At 64.8% G+C, this 19,143-nt stretch carries 17 protein-coding genes and 1 pseudogene; 13 read left to right on the top strand and 5 right to left on the bottom strand.

What is annotated here, in order from left to right; genetic code table 11:
- Positions 1-39: 39 nt before the first annotated feature.
- Positions 40-531 carry a type I restriction-modification system subunit M N-terminal domain-containing protein gene (locus tag A37E_RS27705; protein WP_029557004.1) on the bottom strand — a complete coding sequence of 164 codons (492 nt, stop codon included), beginning with the start codon at positions 529-531 and terminating at the stop codon, positions 40-42.
- 146 nt (positions 532-677) lie between these two features.
- On the opposite strand from A37E_RS27705, the gene A37E_RS0113125 reads away from it, so the two are divergent.
- Positions 678-1,664: a restriction endonuclease gene (locus tag A37E_RS0113125; protein ID WP_029557003.1), complete on the top strand. Its 987-nt coding sequence runs from the start codon at positions 678-680 to the stop codon at positions 1,662-1,664.
- On the opposite strand, the gene A37E_RS26900 is transcribed toward A37E_RS0113125, so the two are convergent.
- Together A37E_RS26900 and A37E_RS0113120 are read right to left on the bottom strand one after the other, a co-directional pair.
- Positions 1,649-2,038, bottom strand: a complete 390-nt coding sequence (locus A37E_RS26900; protein ID WP_156026311.1) for a hypothetical protein — start codon at positions 2,036-2,038, stop codon at positions 1,649-1,651. The two genes, A37E_RS0113125 and A37E_RS26900, sit on opposite strands and share 16 nt — an antisense overlap.
- Positions 2,039-2,433: 395 nt before the next feature.
- Positions 2,434-2,760 (bottom strand): ABC transporter ATP-binding protein, encoded by a 327-nt coding sequence (locus A37E_RS0113120; protein WP_051678998.1) that lies wholly within the window; start codon positions 2,758-2,760, stop codon positions 2,434-2,436.
- 118 nt (positions 2,761-2,878) lie between these two features.
- On the opposite strand from A37E_RS0113120, the gene mdlC reads away from it, so the two are divergent.
- Both mdlC and A37E_RS0113110 read left to right on the top strand, forming a co-directional pair.
- A complete protein-coding gene (gene mdlC / locus A37E_RS0113115) occupies positions 2,879-4,486 on the top strand; it encodes a benzoylformate decarboxylase (RefSeq protein WP_029557001.1) in 1,608 nt (535 codons plus the stop codon).
- Positions 4,487-4,740: 254 nt separating this feature from the next.
- The gene (locus A37E_RS0113110) at positions 4,741-6,432 is read left to right on the top strand and encodes an amidohydrolase (protein WP_038193064.1); all 1,692 of its coding nucleotides are present in this window, start codon (positions 4,741-4,743) and stop codon (positions 6,430-6,432) included.
- A 9-nt stretch (positions 6,433-6,441) separates the two neighbouring features.
- On the opposite strand, the pseudogene A37E_RS0113105 reads toward A37E_RS0113110, so the two are convergent.
- A pseudogene (locus tag A37E_RS0113105) lies at positions 6,442-6,885 on the bottom strand (IS5 family transposase); the annotation flags it as partial.
- Between the two features lie 75 nt (positions 6,886-6,960).
- Here A37E_RS0113105 and tnpB point away from each other — a divergent pair.
- Entirely contained in the window at positions 6,961-7,128 is a 168-nt protein-coding gene (tnpB, locus tag A37E_RS26440) for an IS66 family insertion sequence element accessory protein TnpB (RefSeq protein WP_081837572.1), read from the top strand.
- Between the two features lie 192 nt (positions 7,129-7,320).
- Here the strand turns inward: tnpB and A37E_RS0113095 are convergent, their stop codons facing one another.
- Complete coding sequence (locus tag A37E_RS0113095) at positions 7,321-8,244, bottom strand: LysR family transcriptional regulator (RefSeq protein ID WP_029556998.1); 924 nt, start codon at positions 8,242-8,244, stop codon at positions 7,321-7,323.
- Between the two features lie 157 nt (positions 8,245-8,401).
- Between A37E_RS0113095 and leuC the strand changes: the two genes are divergently transcribed.
- From leuC to A37E_RS0113050, 9 genes are all read left to right on the top strand, one after another.
- Positions 8,402-9,850 carry a 3-isopropylmalate dehydratase large subunit gene (gene leuC, locus A37E_RS0113090; protein WP_051678997.1) on the top strand — a complete coding sequence of 483 codons (1,449 nt, stop codon included), beginning with the start codon at positions 8,402-8,404 and terminating at the stop codon, positions 9,848-9,850.
- Positions 9,835-10,446, top strand: a complete 612-nt coding sequence (gene leuD / locus A37E_RS0113085; protein ID WP_029556996.1) for a 3-isopropylmalate dehydratase small subunit — start codon at positions 9,835-9,837, stop codon at positions 10,444-10,446. Before leuC ends, leuD begins: the two co-directional genes overlap by 16 nt.
- Positions 10,447-10,527: 81 nt before the next feature.
- On the top strand, positions 10,528-11,850 hold the full coding sequence (locus A37E_RS0113080) for a 2-hydroxycarboxylate transporter family protein (RefSeq protein WP_081837571.1): 1,323 nt from the start codon (positions 10,528-10,530) through the stop codon (positions 11,848-11,850).
- 177 nt (positions 11,851-12,027) lie between these two features.
- Positions 12,028-12,918, top strand: coding sequence for an alpha/beta hydrolase (locus A37E_RS0113075; protein WP_029556994.1), 891 nt, complete (start codon positions 12,028-12,030; stop codon positions 12,916-12,918).
- A 502-nt stretch (positions 12,919-13,420) separates the two neighbouring features.
- The gene (locus A37E_RS25975) at positions 13,421-15,823 is read left to right on the top strand and encodes a tape measure protein (protein ID WP_051678996.1); all 2,403 of its coding nucleotides are present in this window, start codon (positions 13,421-13,423) and stop codon (positions 15,821-15,823) included.
- 150 nt (positions 15,824-15,973) lie between these two features.
- Positions 15,974-16,180: a hypothetical protein gene (locus tag A37E_RS0113065; protein ID WP_197022971.1), complete on the top strand. Its 207-nt coding sequence runs from the start codon at positions 15,974-15,976 to the stop codon at positions 16,178-16,180.
- 114 nt (positions 16,181-16,294) lie between these two features.
- Positions 16,295-16,747 carry a hypothetical protein gene (locus A37E_RS0113060; protein WP_197022970.1) on the top strand — a complete coding sequence of 151 codons (453 nt, stop codon included), beginning with the start codon at positions 16,295-16,297 and terminating at the stop codon, positions 16,745-16,747.
- A 133-nt stretch (positions 16,748-16,880) separates the two neighbouring features.
- Entirely contained in the window at positions 16,881-17,921 is a 1,041-nt protein-coding gene (locus A37E_RS25970; RefSeq protein WP_029556990.1) for a phage tail protein, read from the top strand.
- A 21-nt stretch (positions 17,922-17,942) separates the two neighbouring features.
- On the top strand, positions 17,943-19,040 hold the full coding sequence (locus A37E_RS0113050; protein ID WP_029556989.1) for a hypothetical protein: 1,098 nt from the start codon (positions 17,943-17,945) through the stop codon (positions 19,038-19,040).
- Positions 19,041-19,143 lie beyond the last annotated feature (103 nt).

Below are 19,143 nucleotides of genomic sequence, written 5' to 3'. Positions count from 1 at the left end.
CTGCAGACGCAACTTAATTACTTACCGGTCGGTAAGGAGTCAAGGGCGATCTGCTCTCAAGACTCTGCCCCGATCTGCATGGCGCGTCCGGAGGCCATCATGAACGAGCCTTTGCCTTACCGGCCTGCACTCGCTTCGATGGGTTGCTTTGAAGGCAAGATCTATCAGGCTGGAACCCAACTCATCGCCGCGATGTCGAGCGATGACGTGCTGGTGGAAGACGAAATCCGCCATCAGCGTGAACATGCGCGCCGGCTCGGCATTCTTCAGCCGCGACCAGCGCAGCTCGTCATAGGTGACGTCGGACCCGTCGCGGTCCTTGCGATAGACCCCCGCCGGGAAAATGACGCGGCCCATGGGCTTGCGCGTCATGGCGGCCTTGTTCTCCTCGCGGGTCTGGAGCTCGTCCAGGCCGCGGATGAACAGGAGATAGGTGATCTGCTCGATCACCTCGATCGGATTCGCGATGCCCCCCGCCCAGAATGCGTTCCAGATGGCGTCGATCTTGCTTCTTAATTCGCCTGTCAGCACGCGGCACGCCCCTGCGGATTCAATATTTCGGCCGGTGACATTAACGAGCGGAACCGCAGCGGCAAAGCCGTTCGCGGCGCCGCACGTCTTGTCGTGCCCGAATGCCGCCGCCTAACATGGCGCGGTGGTTGGTATCAGGTGATTTGATGAAGCAGGCTTGGGTGGTGCGCGCCGAGCGCGGGGGCCGTCTCTACGACGCGTTTAAGGAAAAGTCCGCGATCGCCATCGGCTGGGGCGAGATCGGTTCGCTCGCGGACCTCAAGACACGCGACAAGATCGCCACCCGCGTGGCTGCAACCTGGCCTGAGTGGAAGCCGCAGGCCATCGCCATGGCGACCGGACAGCTCCATCGCTTTCGCAGCGAAATGAAGGTGGGGGATCGGGTGGTCACCTATGATCCCGGTCGGCGGGTCTACCTCGTCGGGGAGGTCGCAGGGGACTATCGCTGGGATCCAAGCGTCGATGTCGATGATCCGAATGTGCGATCGGTGAAGTGGCAGGGCGAGGTTTCCCGCGACCTTCTCTCCGCGCGCAGCCGCAACAGCCTGGGAGCGATCTCGACGCTGTTCCAATTGTCGGTCGAGGTAATCGAAGACCTTCTGCGGGCACTGCAATCGCAAAAGCCCGCAATCAAGGACGCAGCGGCAGAGATTGCCGAAGATGATGTTTTCAAGAACATTCTGGAAAAAGCGATCGAGTTCACCAAGGACCGCGTCCACGCGCTGGACTGGTCGGACCTTCAGGAACTCGTAGCCGGCCTGCTGCGCGCCATGGGTTACAAGACGCGAGTGTCGCCGGCCGGAGCTGATCGGGGCAAGGATATCGTCGCCTCGCCAGACGGGTTCGGCTTCGAAGCACCGCGCATCGTCGTAGAAGTGAAGCATCGTCAGGGCGCAATAGGAGCACAGGCCATCCGCAGCTTCCTTGGCGGCCGCCATCCGCAAGACAAGGGACTCTATGTCTCGACCGGGGGCTTCTCCAAGGACGCTCTCTACGAAGCCGAGCGCGCGAGCATCCCCCTCTCATTGATGACGATTGATGACTTGGTCGAAGCGGTGATCCAAAATTTCGATCGCCTGGACATCGAGACACAACAACTGTTGCCGTTGAAGCGGATTTATTGGCCAGCGTAGCCTTCGCCGTGCACCAAGCAAGAAAGAAAGTCCGAGCGTCGAAACGGCGTCAACTCGCCTTCACCAAATGTGGTCCATTCCTCACGGAGACGCTGCGGGTCATCATCGTGGCAGGCAAGCCACGCCCGATAGAACGAGCGCAGCAGGGTGAGCCGGGGAAGGAGGACATCGAATTCCCGTGTCGATGCGCTCGGCCAGCGCCTGACAATGCAGAAGCGAACGAACTCCAGGTCTGGATATTCCAAATGTTCGCGCTCTTTCAGGTGATCGCCGGGGAGCACCAGGAACTCTCTCCAAGAGCGCTCCTTCGCGAAGGTGATGCTGGGATAGGCGGCACGCCCTCTCACAAGATGGGGAAGCTTGTAGTTGGCCACCGTGCTGTACCGTCTTGCTGTACCAAAGACGGGCTGCGCGAACGTGCTGGCCGATTGGCGCCAGGAAAATCAGGCACCTAAGGGGAAACTGGCGGAGAGAGAGGGACTGTGACCCAGATCGCCGATTTCCTTTTATTTCAAGACCTTTAGTGTCGCCTGCTCCACGCCGATGTAGTCATTTTGTGTAGCAGATTGCAGCTGCGTTGAGAATGGCTGCGCATGACACTCTATGCAGTTCGCACCCACGGAAATGCCTCAGACCTCCCTCACCAACAGAGGGCTAAAACCGCAATCTGAGCCATGAGCCTCGACAAACATGGGGGCGACCGGTTGAGGCAGGGGCGCTCCCCTTCCGTCAACAAATTGCAACCAGTTGCACCGGCAATCGAGCAGCGTCAGGCGAGCATCGCCAGCGTCGCCTCCACGCGGGACAGCTCCGCGGCTGGGACACTCCAGCCCGCATCGCGCCGCGCGGAGAGGAGAACGGATTCGTAGACGGTGAGGCCCGCAGGTGACGGGAGGTCTTGGGGCAGGTAGCCGATATCGGCGCGGCCCGCGCCGGAAATTTCCACCCGCTCGGGGCCTTCGAGAAGGCCGGCCATCCGCTTGAGCAGCTTCGACTTGCCCGATCCGTTGAGGCCGAGCACCGCGACGAGATCGCCACTGGTGAAACGCGGCGTGGTGATGCCATCGATGCGCAGGAATTCTGCTGTCGCGCCCATCGTCATCGTATCCTGTCCAACTCTCCGGGCGCTTCCGGGATGCCGGGAACGTGTGCCATAGTCTAGCTATAGCTGGTCTGCCGATTCACAAGCGAACGCTCATGACCTGGGGGAAGCCATGTCGACGGTGAAGGATGTCACATTCGATCTCCTGCGCAGGTTGGGTCTGACCACGATCGTTGGAAATCCCGGCTCCACCGAGGAACCGTTCCTCAAGGACTTTCCCAAGGATTTCGACTACGTGATGGCCCTGCAGGAGGCGAGCGTTGTCAGCCTCGCTGACGGCCTGTCGCAGGGGCTGCGCAAGCCAGTGATCGTGAATCTTCACACCGGCGCCGGCACGGGCAATGCCATGTGCGCGATCCTCACCGCCTATCTGAACAAGACCCCGCTCATCATCACGGCGGGGCAGCAGACCCGCGACATGCTGCTGATCGAGCCGATGCTGACCAATATCGACGCCACGAGCCTTCCACGCCCTTGGGTGAAATGGGCCTATGAGCCGGCCCGTGCCCAGGACATTCCGGCAGCCTTCATGCGGGCCTACGCCACCGCCGTCCAGCAGCCAGCCGGCCCGGTCTACCTCTCCCTACCTCTCGACGACTGGGACCAGCCCATGGACGCGACCGACGTCCTGCGCACGGTCTCGACCCGCGTCGGTCCTGATCCCGCACGTGTCACCGAATTCGGCGCACGCATCAACGCGGCCATGGCACCGGTCCTCGTCTACGGCGCCGACATGGCCCGTGGCGGTGCCGATGTCTGGGCGGACGGCATCGCGCTTGCCGAGCGACTCGGCGTTCCGGTCTGGGCCTCCCCCTTCTGCGAACGACCGCCCTTCCCGGAGACACATCCGCAGTTTGCCGGTCCGCTGCCGCCGGCCATCGCTCCCCTTAGCGCCCTGCTGAAAGGGCATGACCTGATCGTCGTGATCGGCGCTCCCGTATTCCGTTATTACCCTTATGTCCCCGGTTCATACCTTCCGGAAGGGGCGGAACTTCTCCAGGTGACGGACGACCCCGATGCCGCATCCAAGGCGGCGATCGGCGACAGTCTGGTCAGCGACGCCGGCCTGTTCCTGAAGGCGCTGCTGCCGCAGGTGAATGCTCGCGTGGCCTTCGCGGGCGGGCCTTTGCGCAAGCCGCCGCAGACTCCAACCGGGGAACTGCCGCTCACACCAGCCGCCGTCTATGCGACGCTGAATGCGCTGCTGCCGGATGATTTCGTGCTGACCCAAGAATCGCCTTCGAACATCCCTCAACTGCAGGACCAGATTCGCGTCCGCAAGCCCGACGTCTCCTACGCCTTCGCGTCCGGCGCCCTGGGCTGGACCACGCCGGCCGCCGTCGGCCTTGCCCTGGCCGAGCGCCAGAGCGGCCGCAACCGTCCGGTGCTCTGTGTCATGGGCGATGGGTCGTTCCAGTATTCGATCCAGGGCGTCTACACCGGTGTCCAGCAGAAGGCGCATCTGATCTACGTCGTTCTCCAGAATGAAGAGTACGGGATCCTGAAGGAGTTCGCCGAGCTCGAGAACACGCCGAACGTGCCCGGCCTCGACCTCCCCGGCCTCGACATCGTCTCGCTCGGCAAGGCCTATGGCGCCAACACCAGCAAGGCCGAGACCACCGAAGAGCTTGCCGGCGCCTTCAAAGGAGCCCTGGACCACCATGGCACCAGCGTCATCGTCGTGCCGATCACACGCGCTTTGCGAGGGCTTCTCGGCTAGGGCACGCGCCGGTCACGCCGGTCGGCAGGCCCGGCCGAGATCAGCCCGTCCGGAGCCTTTCGACAGACCCGAAAGGCGAAGCCATATCCGGCTTCAGAAGAAATGGGCGCGCATCCGCGCCAGCAAAAGGGTCGAGGCAGATCATGTGCCGCTTCTGTGTCGGAACACTCTTTACCAACAAGAGCCTCTTCACGGGCTGGGCCCAATCTGGAGCCGGCACGGACGGACGCGACGGCCCCTCACGCCGGGCGTTCATGGCCTTCGCCGGAGCGGTAGCCGGCACGGCGGGGTTCGGCGTATCGGCCGGGGGCGCCCATGCCGAAGCACCAGCCGGCGCGGACATGATCTTTCAGGGCGGCACGATCATTCCCATGGCATCCACCGGCCCCAAGCGCGCCGAGGCGATCGCCATCCGGGCCGGACGCATCGTCGCACTCGGTTCGCAGTCCGATATTGCGGGTCTCAAGACGTCCGCCACCAGGATCATTGACCTCGATGGGCGTACCCTTTTGCCGGGATTCATCGATCCGCACCAGCACACATGCTTTGCGGCGCTGTTTGCCGAACTGCTCGTCGATGTGGGCTATGACATCTATCCGACGCGGGCTGACCTGATCGCCGGCCTCAAGGCGCTCGACGCCAAGCTGCCGCCCGGCAAGTGGCTGATGGCCTACAATTTCGACAACCTGCTGCAGGGCGGCGGCCTGTCCATGACAGAACTGGACGGCGTCTCGAAGGATCGGCCGATCCTGGTCTGGTACATCAACATGCATGACGCGGCCGCCAACTCGGCCGCTTTCAGGATCGCGCAGATCCCCGAGGATATCGGCCCCCTGCCGGGGGGCGGAAGCTTCGGCCGAGGGCCGGACGGCAAATTGAATGGGCTCATCTACGAAGAGAGCGCCCTGATGAAGTTCGTGCCCCATGGCCTGCCGACGGTCACGCCGGCGCTCTTCGCCAAGGCCATGACGGATTATTTCAAGGCGAGCGCAGCGCTCGGCAACACCACGACCCATGAGCCGGGCACCGTGCAGCCCCATTGGATCGAAGGGCTCGTCAAGCTGACGGGGAGCGGAACCGGCCGGCTGAGCGCCAGCCTGATGATCAACGACCTTGATGCCGCCAATACCTATCGGAACCTCGGCCACGGCGCCGCCGCGACGTTGTTTCCCAACTCGCGCTTCTCGCTCTTCGGCATCAAGATCATCGGCGACGGCTCCAACCAGACCAAGACCGGGGCCCAGACAATCCCCTATCTCGGCGGCGACTGGAAAGGTGCGCCCAACTACACGCCACAAGAGCTGAAATCCATGGTCGCCTCGGCCAAGGCGTCCGGCTGGCCGATCCAGATTCACTGCAACGGCGACGCCATCGTCGATTATTCTCTCGACGCGATCGAGGCGGCCTATGGCGCCAACCCGCCGAGCGGCCTCAATCGCATCGAACACTCAACCCTCGCCCGGCCGGACCAGCTGAGGCGCATGAAAGCGCTCGGGGTCGAGCCGACCTTCCTCATGAACCATGTCTTCCTCTACGGCGCGGCCTATCGCGACCTGCTCGTCGGGCCGGAGCGGACCGCGTTCATGGATCCCGCTGGGGCCTGCCTGAGAGAGGGGCTGCGCTTCACGCTGCACACCGACCATCCATGCTCGCCGGCCGGCCCGCTGCGGCTCATCCAGACCGCGGTGACGCGGCGCTGCGAGGTGGACAATTCGGTCATCGGTCCGGATCAGGCGATCAGTGTCGAGGAGGCGATCCGCGCGGTCACCGCCTCGGCCGCCGCGCAGATCGGCCAAGGCGACCGCATCGGGAGTTTGGAGGCCGGAAAGGAAGCGGATCTGGTGGTGCTGGAGCAGGACCCGTTCAAGGTTTCGCCCGACGCAATCATGAAGATCAAGATTTCGCAGACCTGGGTGAGCGGAGAGCAGCTTTTCGGATCGGCCTAGGCAGCGGACTCATAATGCATTGATCCAGATGCGGACGGCGGCGAGCTTGAGTGCTGCGAGGAAGTTGTCGGGGCGCCGGTCGTAGCGGCTGGCGAGGCCTCGCATTTGCTTGATCCTGTTGAAGAAGCGCTCGACAAGGTTCCTTTGGCGGTAGAGCCACGGACTGAAGGCGAAGGTGCGCTTGCGGATCGTGCGGGGCGGCACATTGGCAAATCCGCCGCGCTCCGCCGTCTCAACTCGGATGGCATCGGTGTCGTAGGCCTTGTCGGCGAGAAGGATACCACCGGGTGCGAGACGGGCCAGCAACTCGCGCCCGACCGGTGCGTCGCCGGCCTGTCCGGCGGTCAGCATGAGATGGATCGGCCTCCCTTCGGCATCAACCAGAGCATGGATTTCGGTGGTCAGCCCGCCCCGGGAGCGTCCCATGCAACGATCATCAGCGCCCCCTTCTTGTAAGCAGAGCCCTGACCCCACCTTTCGCCGGCGAGGTTGAGGGGGTGATGTTCCGAGCCTGGAGGGCTTGGACATATGACGATTTCAGAGCTTACGCTTAAATCGAGTGCCGAGGATCCGTTCTCCGGCACGGTGTACGTGTTCCGGGCCAAGCGGGCGGACCGGGTGAAGCTGGTGTTCTGGGACGGCACCGGAGTCTCCGGACCTCGGGGTCGCCGCTCGATGGCTATTGCGCTCGCATGACCTTCAGCTTCCGAAAACTGAGATCCGGCCCGCCGCCTTTGGTTGCTCGGAAGTCGCATTGAACGGCCTGCCATTCGACGAACGCCGCGGACGAACCGAGCCGCGGCCTAGCCAGACCGCCCCATGAGGAAACACGTCAGTGAATACTCTGCTCGCAAGTGCGCGACCGGTCGGCGGCGACTCGCAGGGCCACTATCGGCGGTCCGCAGTTCCACCACCGGCAACGGCGGTCCAGAAGGCCTCGGCGGTGCTCGAAAGACGCGTGCGCGGTCGGAAGAGCTGGATCTCTATGGTGATGTCCCATGTGGTGTCGCCGGCGCGGACCAGCGTGCCCTGCGCCAGTTCCTCGCCGATGAGGCTCTTCGGGAGAAAAGCGAACCCTCGCCCCTCCACCGCCATGGTTACCAGCAGCTTGGCCACATGAGACTCGAAACAGGGCCGGAGGAAAGCCTTTTCCGGCGCAGCTTCGTGCACCGCTGCGATGATGCGACCCATGCCGGATTCCGGCCGGTAGGAGAGATAGGGCAGAGCGTGCTCCTCCGTGCCTGGCAAGGGGAAAGACGGGCCGTCGCCCGCTTCCGTGGGAGCCGAGACGGGGATGAGCACGTCAACACCCACGGGATGGGACAGGAACTGGCGCGGGGTCAGCAGCGTATCGGCGGCCGGGTGGTGGTGGGCGAGCAGGAACTGCGCCTGCCCCTGCAGCATCAGGCGCTCGCAGGCCACCATGTGATTGGCCACGAGATGAATGTTGGCGACGAATGGCAGCCGGTGCTCGACGGTGCGCAGCCAGCCGGGAAAGAAGGTCAGCGCCAGCGCATTGGTGGCGGCGAATTGCAACTGCTCGATGCTCCCGCTCGCCTGCTCTCGGGCGATGGAGCGGCCGACCGCGAGGCGCCGCAAGACATCTTCCGCCGACTGCCGGAAGCTGTCCCCGGCCGGCGTCAGTTCCACCTTGTGGGTGGTGCGGAAGAACAGCGGCGTGCCCACCCATTCCTCCAGCGCGCGGATCCGCCGGCTCAGCGCCGGCTGGGTGATGTGCCGCTCCTCCGCGGCGCGGGAGAAGCTGCCCGACCCCGACACGGCAAGGAAGTCCTCCAGCCACGCGATCTCCATGGGGCCACCTCCGGTTTTCGCCATCATCGCGGCGTTGCCGCCGTCATATCCCGGTTCGTGATGCGCGGGGCGCATAACGATATAGCCAGCCGGCATTGGATGTGACCCCGCCTCCTTCGCCATGCTCCACGCCACAACCGTCACAAAGGGAGCGAGCATGGCAGGGCCCCGCACGCTGTATGACAAGATCGTGGACGCCCACACGGTGCGGGCGCTCGACGACAAGGGGCGGGTGCTGCTCTATGTGGATCGCACCATCCTCAACGAATACACCAGCCCGCAGGCCTTCACCGGCCTGCGTGAGGCGGGCCGAAAGGTGTGGAACCCGGCCGCTGCGCTGATGGTGGTGGACCACGTCAACCCCACGACCCCGCATCGCACGGCGGTGATGCCCGATGCCGGCGCGGCGCGGCAGGCCGCCTATTTCGCGCAGAACGCCCGCGACTTCGGCATCGAGCTGATCGACGTGCTGGACCCTCGCCAGGGCATCGAGCACGTGGTAGCACCCGAGCAGGGGCTGGTGCTGCCGGGCATGGTGGTGGCGGCCGGCGACAGCCACACCACCTCCTATGCCGCGCTGGGCGCGCTCGGCTTCGGCATCGGCACCTCGGACATCGAGCACTATCTGGCGACGCAGACCCTGGTCTACCGCCGCCTGAAGACCATGCGCATCACCCTTCATGGCGCGGCAGGTCTCGGCGTCACCGCTAAGGACATGGTGATGGAGTTGATCCGCCGCATCGGCGCCGACGGAGCGGTGGGCCATGCGGTGGAATTCGACGGACCGGCGCTTGTCGCGCTCTCGGTGGAGGAGCGCATGACGCTCGCCAACATGATCGTTGAGGCCAGCGCGCGGGGCGCGGTCATGGCGCCCGACGACAAGGTGTTCCGCTACATGGATGGGCGCCCCCGCGCGCCCCGCGGGGCGCTGTGGCAGCGGGCGCTGGCCGCGTGGGCCGGCCTTGCCTCCGACCCCTGCGCGCGCTTCGACAAGAGCTTCACCCTCGATGTGGCGGAGGTCGCGCCCATGGTCACCTGGGGCACGAGCCCGGACCAGGCGGCGCCGGTGGCCGGGCGTGTCCCGGCGCCCGAGGCCGAGGGCGATCCCGCGCGGCGACGGGCGGCCGAGCGGGCGCTGGCCTACATGGACCTTCGGCCGGGTACGCCGCTCGATGCCATTCCCATCAGCCACGCCTTCATCGGCTCGTGCACCAATGCCCGCATCGAGGACCTGCGCGACGCCGCGCGGGTGCTCGCCGGCCGCACGGTGGCGCCGGGCGTGCGCGCTATCGTCGTGCCGGGCTCCACCGCCGTGCGGGTGCAGGCGGAGGCGGAGGGCGTGGCCGAAATCTTCCGGCAGGCGGGCTTCGAATGGCGGCAGTCCGGCTGCTCCATGTGCCTCGCCATGAACGACGACGTTCTGGCCCCCGGAGACCGCTGCGCCTCCTCCACCAACCGCAATTTCGAAGGTCGCCAGGGCGCGGGCGCGCGCACCCATCTCATGAGCCCCGCCATGGTGGCGGCGGCCGCAGTCACCGGCCGCATCACCGACGTCCGCAGCCTCGCGGCACCCGCCAGAAAGCCCGAGCCATGCTCCCTTTCGTGACCGTGGAAGGCGCCGCCGCGCCCTTCCTTCTGCCCAATGTGGACACGGACGTCATCATGCCGAAGACGTTCCTGAAGGGGATCGACCGCGCCGGGCTCGACCGGGGCGTTTTCAACCTGCTGCGCTTCAGGGCGGACGGCGCGCCGGAGCCCGAGTTCATCCTCAACCGGCCGGGTTACGAGGGGGCGCGCTTTCTTGTGGTCGGCCCCAATTTCGGCTGCGGCTCCAGCCGTGAACATGCGGTCTGGGGCCTTGCGCAGCTCGGCATTCGCGCGCTCATCGGCACTTCGTTTGCCGGTATCTTCGATGACAATTGCCGCAACAACGGCCTACTCACCATCAACCTCGATCCGGCCGTGGTGGCGCGCATTGCCGTGGTGGTGGCGCGGCCGGAGACCAGCCGCCTGCGCATCGATCTGCCCGCCGAACGCGTGACCATCGTGGCAACCGGCGAGGAGATCCCGTTCGAGATCGAGCCGCTGCGCAAGGAGGCGCTTCTGCGCGGCCTCGATGCGGTGGGAACGACGCTGGCGGAGGCCGACTCCATACGCGCGTTCGAGGCCCGCCATCGCGCCGAGAACCCCTGGCTCGCCTAAACCGTCCCATCCGTTGCCGCCTGCCCAACGGGCCACCCGCGTGGCCCGAACGAGAAAACACGCCGATCCCCGGAGGGAACCATGTCTGACGCTATTGCCGCCGCCGAAATCCGCGCCCCCGAGGGAGCTCCCCCCTTGCGGCGCGGCCTTTCCATCGGCCCACTACCTTGGCCGGTCTATGTGGGCGCCGCCGTCGTGACAGCATGCGCGGTGTGGAGCGGGCGCCTGCCCAATGACGTCATCGGTGGCCTTTCCGTCCTAATGCTGCTCGGCTTCCTGCTCGGCAAACTCGGCCAGACGATCCCGGTGCTGAAGCAGATCGGCGGAACCGCCATCCTGTGCCTGTTTGTGCCCTCGGCCATCGTCGGCTACGGGCTGATGCCCGAGGCGGCGATGAAGGCCATTGCCACCACCTTCAAAACCGCAAATTTCCAGTATTTCTTCATCGCCTGCCTGGTCGCCGGCTCCATCCTCGGCATGCCCCACAAGGTGCTGGTGCAAGGCTTCATACGCATGTTCGTGCCGCTTACGGTGGGCACACTTGCCGCGATCGCGACGGGCATCCTCGTCGGCCTCGCCTTCGGCCACAGCCCGAGGGAGACCTTCTTCTTCATCATCGTTCCCATCGTCGGCGGTGGTCTGGCCGAAGGGGTGCTGCCGCTCTCCATCGGCTATTCGGAAATGCTCGGCCGTGCCCAGGGCGAACTCGTCGCGCAGATGGTGCCGGCGGCGCTCATGGGCAATGTGGTGGCCATCGTCGGCGCCGGCCTTCTGGCGCGGCTGGGTGACGCGCGGCCGGGGCTTAGCGGTAACGGCATTCTGGTGCGCACGGGAGACGATGACCTCTTGCAGCAGGAGGGGCCCGCCGGCGCCATTGAGCTGCCGCTGCTCGGCTGCGGGATCGTCCTGTCCTGCGCGCTCTTCATCCTCGGCACGGTGCTCGCGCCGCACACCGGCATTCCCGGGCCGATCCTGATGATCCTCGCGGCCACCGCGCTCAAGCTGTCGCGGCTGCTTCCGGTGGAGATGGAGCGCGGCGCCTACCAGATCAACCGCTTCATGTCGACGAACCTCACCTTCGCCATTCTCGTCGCCATGGGCGCCATGCTGGTCTCCTGGCAGCAGCTGGTCGCCTCATTCACCCCCGGATACATCCTCATCTGCGCTGCCTCGGTGGTGGCGATGATCACCTCCGGCTTCGTCGTGGGCCGCTGGCTCAACATGTTCCCGGTGGAGGCGGCCATCGTCACGGCCTGCCACTCGGGCCTCGGCGGCACCGGCGATGTGGCCATTCTCGGCGCCTCCAACCGCATGGGACTGATGGCCTTCGCCCAGATCGCCACGCGGGTGGGCGGGGCCATCATGATCGTCGTCGCGACGCTGCTGATGAAGGTCTTCTACTGACCGCCGGTCCACAAAAAAATCAGGGAGCAAATGCCCATGACCCAACGCACCAACTTGCCTGAAACCCGGCCGGACAGCCTGTCGCGCCGAAATCTCCTCTCCACCGGCGCCTCGATTGCCGGCATGGTGGGCGCCGGCCTCCTGCCGCGGACAGCCTTCTCCACGGAGACCAGACCCATGGACGACACCGGCATTGCCAGGCTCCTTCCCGGCTTCCGCCAGCAGCGCATCAAGACCTCGGGCGCCGAGATCAACACCGTGGTCGGCGGCAGCGGACCGCCACTCCTGCTGCTGCACGGCCACCCGCAGACGATGGTCTGCTGGCACAAGGTGGCGCCGGCACTCGCGGGGAATTTCACCGTCGTCGTCACCGACCTGCGCGGCTACGGCGACAGCTCCAAGCCCGACGGAGGACCGGATCACATCGCCTATTCCAAGCGCGAGATGGCGAAGGACCAGGTGGAGGTGATGCAACAGCTCGGCTTTGCCCGCTTCGCCGCAGTGGGCCACGACCGCGGAGGGCGCGTGCTGCACCGCCTGCTGCTCGACCATCCCGATGCGGTGACGAAGGCGGCGGTGCTCGACATCGCCCCGACGGCCACCATGTACGCCAAGGTGACGAAGGATTTCGCCACCCGCTATATGTGGTGGTTCTTCCTCATCCAGCCGGCGCCACTGCCGGAGACGCTGATCGGCAACAATCTCGATTTCTATGTCGAGACCCACATCGCCAAGCAAAACAAGACGTCCGGCGCCATCGATCCCGCCGCCTTTGCCGAGTATCGGCGGTGCTACACGCGCGAGACGCTGCACGCCGTCTGCGAGGACTATCGCGCATCGGCCGGCATCGACCTTGTGCACGATGCGGCGGACGCCGACGCCAGGATTGCCGTTCCCCTCCTCGCGCTGTGGGGCGCCAAGGGGGTGGTGGGTTCCACCTACGACGTGCTTGCCACCTGGCGCGAGAAAGCTCGGGACGTGCGCGGCGGCAGCCTGCCCTGCGGCCATTACCTTCCGGAGGAAGCGCCGGCCGAACTGCTCGGCCAGCTTAGGGGTTTCCTGGGCTGACACCCCTCTCGGCGCACGTATAGGCTATGGAGGGCGGGGCCTCCATAGCGGACCCGCTGGATGTCCGCTTAGGCTCATTTTTGCACATTGGCGTCTACGACATGAAGGCTTCGCAAAAACACACTGCCATAAGCCGAAAGGGTCCCTTTCTTGAAATTGCCGCCGAATGCAGGCCAATAATCCAGCACCGGGGCGACGGTCAAAATCAATCAAGCCCTAAATCGCTTACTTAGATGTCATCTCAGAAACATGCGACTTCCGGATAGTCAGCTGATTCCCATTTTCTAAATTGAAAATTTTCAGCAGGGGTGCCAATATTCGCTTCTGGGTCGCGCTATGCGCTATCGCCCGGCGAGCTGCGCCCATTGCAACCGGTTGCAACAATGCGGGCTCGGCGGTCGGCGGCATCATCAAGCGCTAACCAGGCACTCGCTCGCCGGATTGGCAGTCGCGGGAGGGATCAACCCCTCAAACCAGCAGGCTTCTGCTGGGGAGCCTTGTCATGGCCCCGACCAATCGCGAGATCCTCTTCGTCCTGAAATTCAGGAACCTTGCCCGGCAGGCTATCCTGCAGTTCGGCGCCAGCATGCGAGCGGGGGCGACCGGCACCAATGCCGCCGCCTCCGCCGCTGCCAACCTCCAGCAGAACGCGCGCAACGCTGCGGCTGCGGTCAACAACGTCGTGCGCAACACACGCGCCGTGAACGGGGGCGGCTTCAGCAGCATGGCCCGTGCGCTCCGCCACGCCAACGACCAGGCCAACGGCCTCTCCCAGACCCTCATGCGCCTGGCTGGCGTCGCGGCCTCGGCCTTTGCCGGCGGCAAGGCTATCGAGCAGGCGGACGACTACAACACCCTCATCAGCCGGCTGCGCCTCGTGACGGACAGCCAGGAGCAGCTCAACGACACCTACGAGAAGCTCTTCCAGTCGGCGCAGAGCAACCGCGTGGCCGTCGGCTCCACCGTGGAGCTGTACGCGCGCCTCGCCAACTCCGCAGCGGACCTGAACCTCAACCAGGGCCAGCTCCTGCTGATCACGGACAGCGTCTCGAAGGCGCTGACGGTCGGTGGCGGCAACGCCCGGGCGAATGCGGCCACCCTCCTCCAGCTCGGCCAGGCCTTCGGCGCCGGCGCGCTCCGCGGCGACGAACTGAACTCGGTCCTCGAACAGACGCCGCGCCTCGCGCAGGCCATCGCCGACGGACTCAAGGTGCCGGTCGGCTCCCTGAAGAGCCTCGCCGAGCAGGGCAAGGTCACGTCCGAGCAGGTGGCGAAGGCCCTCCTCTCGCAGAAGGACGCCCTCGACCGCGAGTTCCTCGCCATGAACAAGACGGTGTCCAGCGCCTGGGCGGTGGTGGGCAATGCCGTGCTCGACTTCATCGGCAAAGCGGACAAGGCCACCGGCGCGTCCACCAACTTCGCCGAAAACATCATCAAGGTCTCGGACATGCTGCGCGATCAGGCCTTCATGAAGGCTGGCGCGGTGGCCGTTGACCTCTTCGGCCAAGGCCTCCTGGCACTCACCAAGATTGCCAAGGACGCCATCGGCGCCATCAGCTCGATCTCGACCTTCCTGAGATCTGGATCCACCTCGGCGGAGCTTGCGAGTGCGGCCTTAGATGGCGTCGGCATTTCTCTCGTCGCCATCGCGGCAGCCAGCGCCGTGGTAAACGCGGCCCTGTCGGTCAATCCCGTCGTGCTGCTCGCGGGAGCGGCCGTGGCGCTCGTCGCGACGCTCTATCAGCTCCGCAATGCGACCATTCAATGGGGCGACGACACCGTGCGCGTTGGGGACCTTGCCTCCGCGGCCTGGGAAAAGCTCGTCGGGTGGACCTCGACCTTCTCCGACGGCATCAAACAGGCATGGGAGTGGGTCAGCGACAAGAACTACTTCCCGCAGTCGACCTTCGACGCGGCGAACAAGTACGTCTCCCAGTCCAACCCTGTCGCCTACGACGAGCTGCTCAACAAGGTGCGCGAGGGCTCGAACATCTCCGGCTTCGCGACCGGCAACGCGTCGGGCACAGTGGGCTTCGCCGGCGGGCCGATGACCTTTGCCTCCGGCGGCGAGCGCTTCGGCATCGAGGGTCCGGACAAGGCGTGGGCGCAGCAGATGCAGGAGATGACCCGCGTCCAGCAGACGGGATCGGAGCAGCAGATCGCCCAGGCGCAGCAGGCCCAGCAGCAGCTCACGCAGATCAGCCAGACCGGCACCCAGCAGCAGGTGCAGCAGGCCCAGCAGGCGCAGCAGCAGATCACGACAAGCTACCAGCAGACGGCGCAGCAGGCCCAGACCATCACCCCCCAGTTCGGCCAGATGGGCCAGAACCTGGCGCAGCTCGTCGGCCCCCTCGCCAACGTGGTGCCTGGGCTCGGCCAGTTCTCCGGCGCCCTGCAGCAGGTCATGAGCTTCATCCTGAAGGGGCTCGGAAGCCTTGGCGGGGGCGGATCCATCGGCCTGTTCCACACCGGCGGCGTGGTGGGCGGCCCAGCCTCAGCCTATCGCAAGGTGCCGGCGGCCGCGTTCGCCTTCGCCCAGCGCTACCACAATGGCGGCTTCGCCGGCTTCAAGCCGAACGAGGTGCCGGCCATCCTGCAGCGACGCGAGCGCGTCCTGACCGAGGCGGAGAGCAAGCGCTATGACACCCTGCGCGCCCGGGCGGCGGACGGCATCGGCGCCCTCAGCTCCGCGTTGCAACCGGGTGCAGACCGCCTCAACGTGGCGCTCGGCGGCATCAGCGTGAAGGTCGAGGGCGGCAGCTCGGGCGACCGCAAGAAGGACGCGGAGTTCGCCAACCAGATCGCCGAGAAGGTGTCCCTGGCCACCGAGAAGCAGGTGCTCGGCATCCTCATGAACCAGCAGAGGCCCGGCGGCCTGCTCTACAAGGGGAGGACCAACAAGTGAGCCCCTCCCGTCGAGCGCAGAAAGCCAGGGCCGAACGCCGCAGCCTCGAATCACGAGCAGCCGCCTTCCGCGGGCAAAAAAGTCAACCCAATCAAGACTTTTTTCTTGAAAATCTGAAAGTAATAATGCACTATATAGTCAATGGAGAGCATGATGGAGCGCAAAATTACTGTCGGAATTTCATTCTCTCCTGACATGATCGACGACATCGACCAACTTATCGCCATAGAGAAGTCCAAGAACCCCCGCCAGCGCCTCAACCGATCATTGTTCGTACGCCTCGCAGTCGTTGCCGCGATCGAGAGCCGGCGTGCTGCAACCCGTTGCACCACCGCGTCCGCTCCTGCCCAGGACTGAAGCCAGAACCTAATACGTCCACAAACAACAGACGCCCACCAGCCGTTAAGCCCGCGTCCAGACGTCCCTCTCAGGGGCGGCTATCGAAAGAACTCACCCCCAACGATGGAGATCATGATGACCAAGACCTCAGACCGCATCGAGCGCGTGAACGACCTCTTGCACTTCGATCAAAGCCTTTCGCAGATCTTCGGCGGCCTGAAACTCAATCACCTTCTCGCAATTCCCAAAAGCCGCGAGCTTATTGACGAATTCCTCTCCGAATTCTCGATCTTTCACGACGGTCGGGCACGGCCGAAGCGCCGGGGAGACAAGGAGGCGGTGGATGACCCAGATTTTCTTCTGACCTATCGCGACGATGTGGCCTGCCTCCTGAGCCGCCTGGCCGGAATGCTCGACCATGTATCTCGCGAGGCGGGCAGAATGAGCCTGGAAGAGTTTGAGGATGTCAGTTCGCAGCTGAATACTCTGGCGGCGGCTGCATTTTTTGAACTTGCCAACCTCGGCTGTGCAGTTGCCCGGACGCCGATGCGCTTCGGGTCTTCGTCTACTGCTCGCCACGGCTGAAAACCTATCCGACCGTCGCCGGCAGCTGTATCGGCCGCTCGTTCCGGCAAAGCGACATCAACAACCCACACCCGCGGGGCACTGGGCGCCGCGGAAGACCGGAAGCGCTGCAACCGGTTGCACGGAGAGGCCAATGACACAGTTCAACATGAACCCGATCAACCCAGCCGTCACCAGCGGGCCGGACCTCGCCAACTACCTGCAGGGCGTTCGAGACGCGGCCTATTCGAGCCATCTCGGCACCAGTCGACCGGCCTATGTCCGCGATGGCATGGTCTGGATAAAGAGCGTGTCCGCCAGCACGTGGGAGCTGTACCTCGCAAACGGCTCGAACGACGCGCTGATCGGAACGCTCAATCCCGCGACCAACGCCTTCGCGGCGGCCAAGGTTGCCGGCGTATATACGTCGACGCAGATTGACGCGCTCGTCGCGATAATCAATGGGAACCTGGCTGCCCTCTTCAACGACCTCAACGAAAAGGCGGACGCGTCGGCCCTTGCCGCTGCCACGACCCCGGCCGGCACCATGGCGCCGTACTCCGGCGTGCGCCCCCCGTCGGGGTGGCTGCGCTGCAATGGCGCCTCCTATCTGGCCACAGCCCAGCCCGCCCTCTTCGCGGCTCTGGTGGTGAGCGCGACCGCGACCATCACCATCGGCACCAACGCGACCGTCAGTTGGGCGAACCACGGCCTCGGTGCCGACTTCCCGGTCAAGTTCACCACGACCGGCACCCTGCCCACGGGCATCACCGCCGGCACCACCTATTACGTCCTCGCGGACAGCCTCTCGACCAACTCCTTCCGCATCGCCACCGCGCCGGGAGGCACGCCGATCACCACCTCCGGCACCCAGTCCGGCACCCACAAGGCAATCTGCGCCCCCTTCGGCTGCGCGAACGACCTCCTCTCATTCAACGTCCCCGAAGGTCGTGGTGAGTTCTTCCGAGGCCACCACGGTGGCCGCGCCAGCGTTGACGACCTCCGCGTGTTCGGCTCCTGGCAGGCCGACGAGATCAGGTCCCACACTCATGCTTATTCCCGCGTGGCCTCTGGCACAGGCATTCAGCCCGCCGCGGCTCTCGGCTGGGGGTTGGTGTCCAGCGAGACCGAGGCGCGTGGGGGCGCGGAAACTCGCCCCCGCAACCTCTCCGGACACTGGATCATCAAGACCTGAAAGCAACGGTAGAGCAAAGCGATGTATCAGAACCTGCGCCTGTCCAAGCACTGGCTGATGATGGATTTCATGCACGACCCAGCCGTGTATGAAGCCTACAAGCCGTTGCCATTCGAGAAGGGGGTGACCGAAGAGGCCGTAGATCATGGCATTCAGCTCTGCACCGAACTGATCGAGCCCATGATGGCGACCTGGGGCGTTGCCTCAATAAGCGCCGGCTATCGCCCTCATTGCCTCGGTGCAGCGGGTCCGCACCGGTGGAACGAAGAGAATGGCGCGGCCGCCGACTTCATCTTCCGCGACTGGGTCAACCATGAGCGCTCACCGATCAAGCTCGCCGAGGAGTTAATGTTCAGCGATCTCGCATTCGAGCGGATCATTACCTATGCTGGCTCCGAAGTGGTTTGCCTAGCCGTCAAGCGGAACAACCCTCGCTTCGCGATCATCGAGAACCGCCGCCATCGTAACAGAACTCAGGAGAAGCCTAAGCGGATCGTGCACTGCACATGCAAAAGCGATCATAGCAAGCATCCTTTGGGCTTCCAGGACTTCGTCGATTGGCGCCGCGGCCCGAACGAGAACATGTACCACGCCAACGGTCAGATCAGGCCCCAGCACGTCCGCGTAGGCCGGTACTTCACCCTGCTGGACTTCTGCAGGGACGAGTTCGGCATCGAGCGCGGCCTTCCGCGGGTCGTCGTTCCGGAGGTCTCGAAGCGTCAGATCATCTACGCTCGCATGTTCGCTGACGTCCTTGACCCTCTGACCGCGGCCGTCGGGCGCCTTGCCGTCGTCGAAGGGCTGGTGCCCCCGGCGCTGGCCAAGATCTACGACAAGGAGACCGCCCTCCTCCGCCGCTGGACCGAAGGGCCGGCCCGGGTGAAGTTCGTCCTCCCCGAGGGCGTCGGCCACGAGGAGGCCCTACCCTACCTTCAGGACGCCGAGGGCGTGACCGGCATCGACATCGAGGACCACGGCTCCGGCGACGCGGTCGCCATCACGCTGCAGATCAAACCGTTCCGGCCCCGTACGCTCTATGCCTCTGACAAGCTCTTTGGCTACGCGGGCGGTGCAATCCCCGACCACCTGTACGACTACTCACCTCTTTTGATGCCTTGATTTTCATACGACCGATTTTGTCGTGTGATGGTTTCAGGATGACCGCCGTCGCTCTGGTGCAACCGGTTGCACCAGAGTGAACGACCACCAATGTCCCCCGGCC

The sequence above is a fragment of the Xanthobacter sp. 91 genome, assembly GCF_000702385.1.
Classification (GTDB): Bacteria; Pseudomonadota; Alphaproteobacteria; order Rhizobiales; family Xanthobacteraceae; genus Xanthobacter; species Xanthobacter aminoxidans.
Note: the sequence above shows the minus strand (reverse complement) of the source record. Positions and strands in the feature narration are given on the sequence as shown.

What these genes read in the sequence shown, in the direction of transcription:
- A37E_RS0113125 (WP_029557003.1), top strand. Translation starts at nt 678, where the DNA reads ATGAAGCAGGCTTGGGTGGTGCGCGCCGAGCGCGGGGGCCGTCTCTAC.
- A37E_RS0113120 (WP_051678998.1), bottom strand. Translation starts at nt 2,760, where the DNA reads ATGGGCGCGACAGCAGAATTCCTGCGCATCGATGGCATCACCACGCCG.
- mdlC (WP_029557001.1), top strand. Translation starts at nt 2,879, where the DNA reads ATGTCGACGGTGAAGGATGTCACATTCGATCTCCTGCGCAGGTTGGGT.
- A37E_RS0113110 (WP_038193064.1), top strand. Translation starts at nt 4,741, where the DNA reads ATGGCCTTCGCCGGAGCGGTAGCCGGCACGGCGGGGTTCGGCGTATCG.
- tnpB (WP_081837572.1), top strand. Translation starts at nt 6,961, where the DNA reads ATGACGATTTCAGAGCTTACGCTTAAATCGAGTGCCGAGGATCCGTTC.
- A37E_RS0113095 (WP_029556998.1), bottom strand. Translation starts at nt 8,244, where the DNA reads ATGGAGATCGCGTGGCTGGAGGACTTCCTTGCCGTGTCGGGGTCGGGC.
- leuC (WP_051678997.1), top strand. Translation starts at nt 8,402, where the DNA reads ATGGCAGGGCCCCGCACGCTGTATGACAAGATCGTGGACGCCCACACG.
- leuD (WP_029556996.1), top strand. Translation starts at nt 9,835, where the DNA reads ATGCTCCCTTTCGTGACCGTGGAAGGCGCCGCCGCGCCCTTCCTTCTG.
- A37E_RS0113080 (WP_081837571.1), top strand. Translation starts at nt 10,528, where the DNA reads ATGTCTGACGCTATTGCCGCCGCCGAAATCCGCGCCCCCGAGGGAGCT.
- A37E_RS0113075 (WP_029556994.1), top strand. Translation starts at nt 12,028, where the DNA reads ATGGACGACACCGGCATTGCCAGGCTCCTTCCCGGCTTCCGCCAGCAG.
- A37E_RS25975 (WP_051678996.1), top strand. Translation starts at nt 13,421, where the DNA reads ATGGCCCCGACCAATCGCGAGATCCTCTTCGTCCTGAAATTCAGGAAC.
- A37E_RS0113065 (WP_197022971.1), top strand. Translation starts at nt 15,974, where the DNA reads ATGATGGAGCGCAAAATTACTGTCGGAATTTCATTCTCTCCTGACATG.
- A37E_RS0113060 (WP_197022970.1), top strand. Translation starts at nt 16,295, where the DNA reads ATGATGACCAAGACCTCAGACCGCATCGAGCGCGTGAACGACCTCTTG.
- A37E_RS25970 (WP_029556990.1), top strand. Translation starts at nt 16,881, where the DNA reads ATGACACAGTTCAACATGAACCCGATCAACCCAGCCGTCACCAGCGGG.
- A37E_RS0113050 (WP_029556989.1), top strand. Translation starts at nt 17,943, where the DNA reads ATGTATCAGAACCTGCGCCTGTCCAAGCACTGGCTGATGATGGATTTC.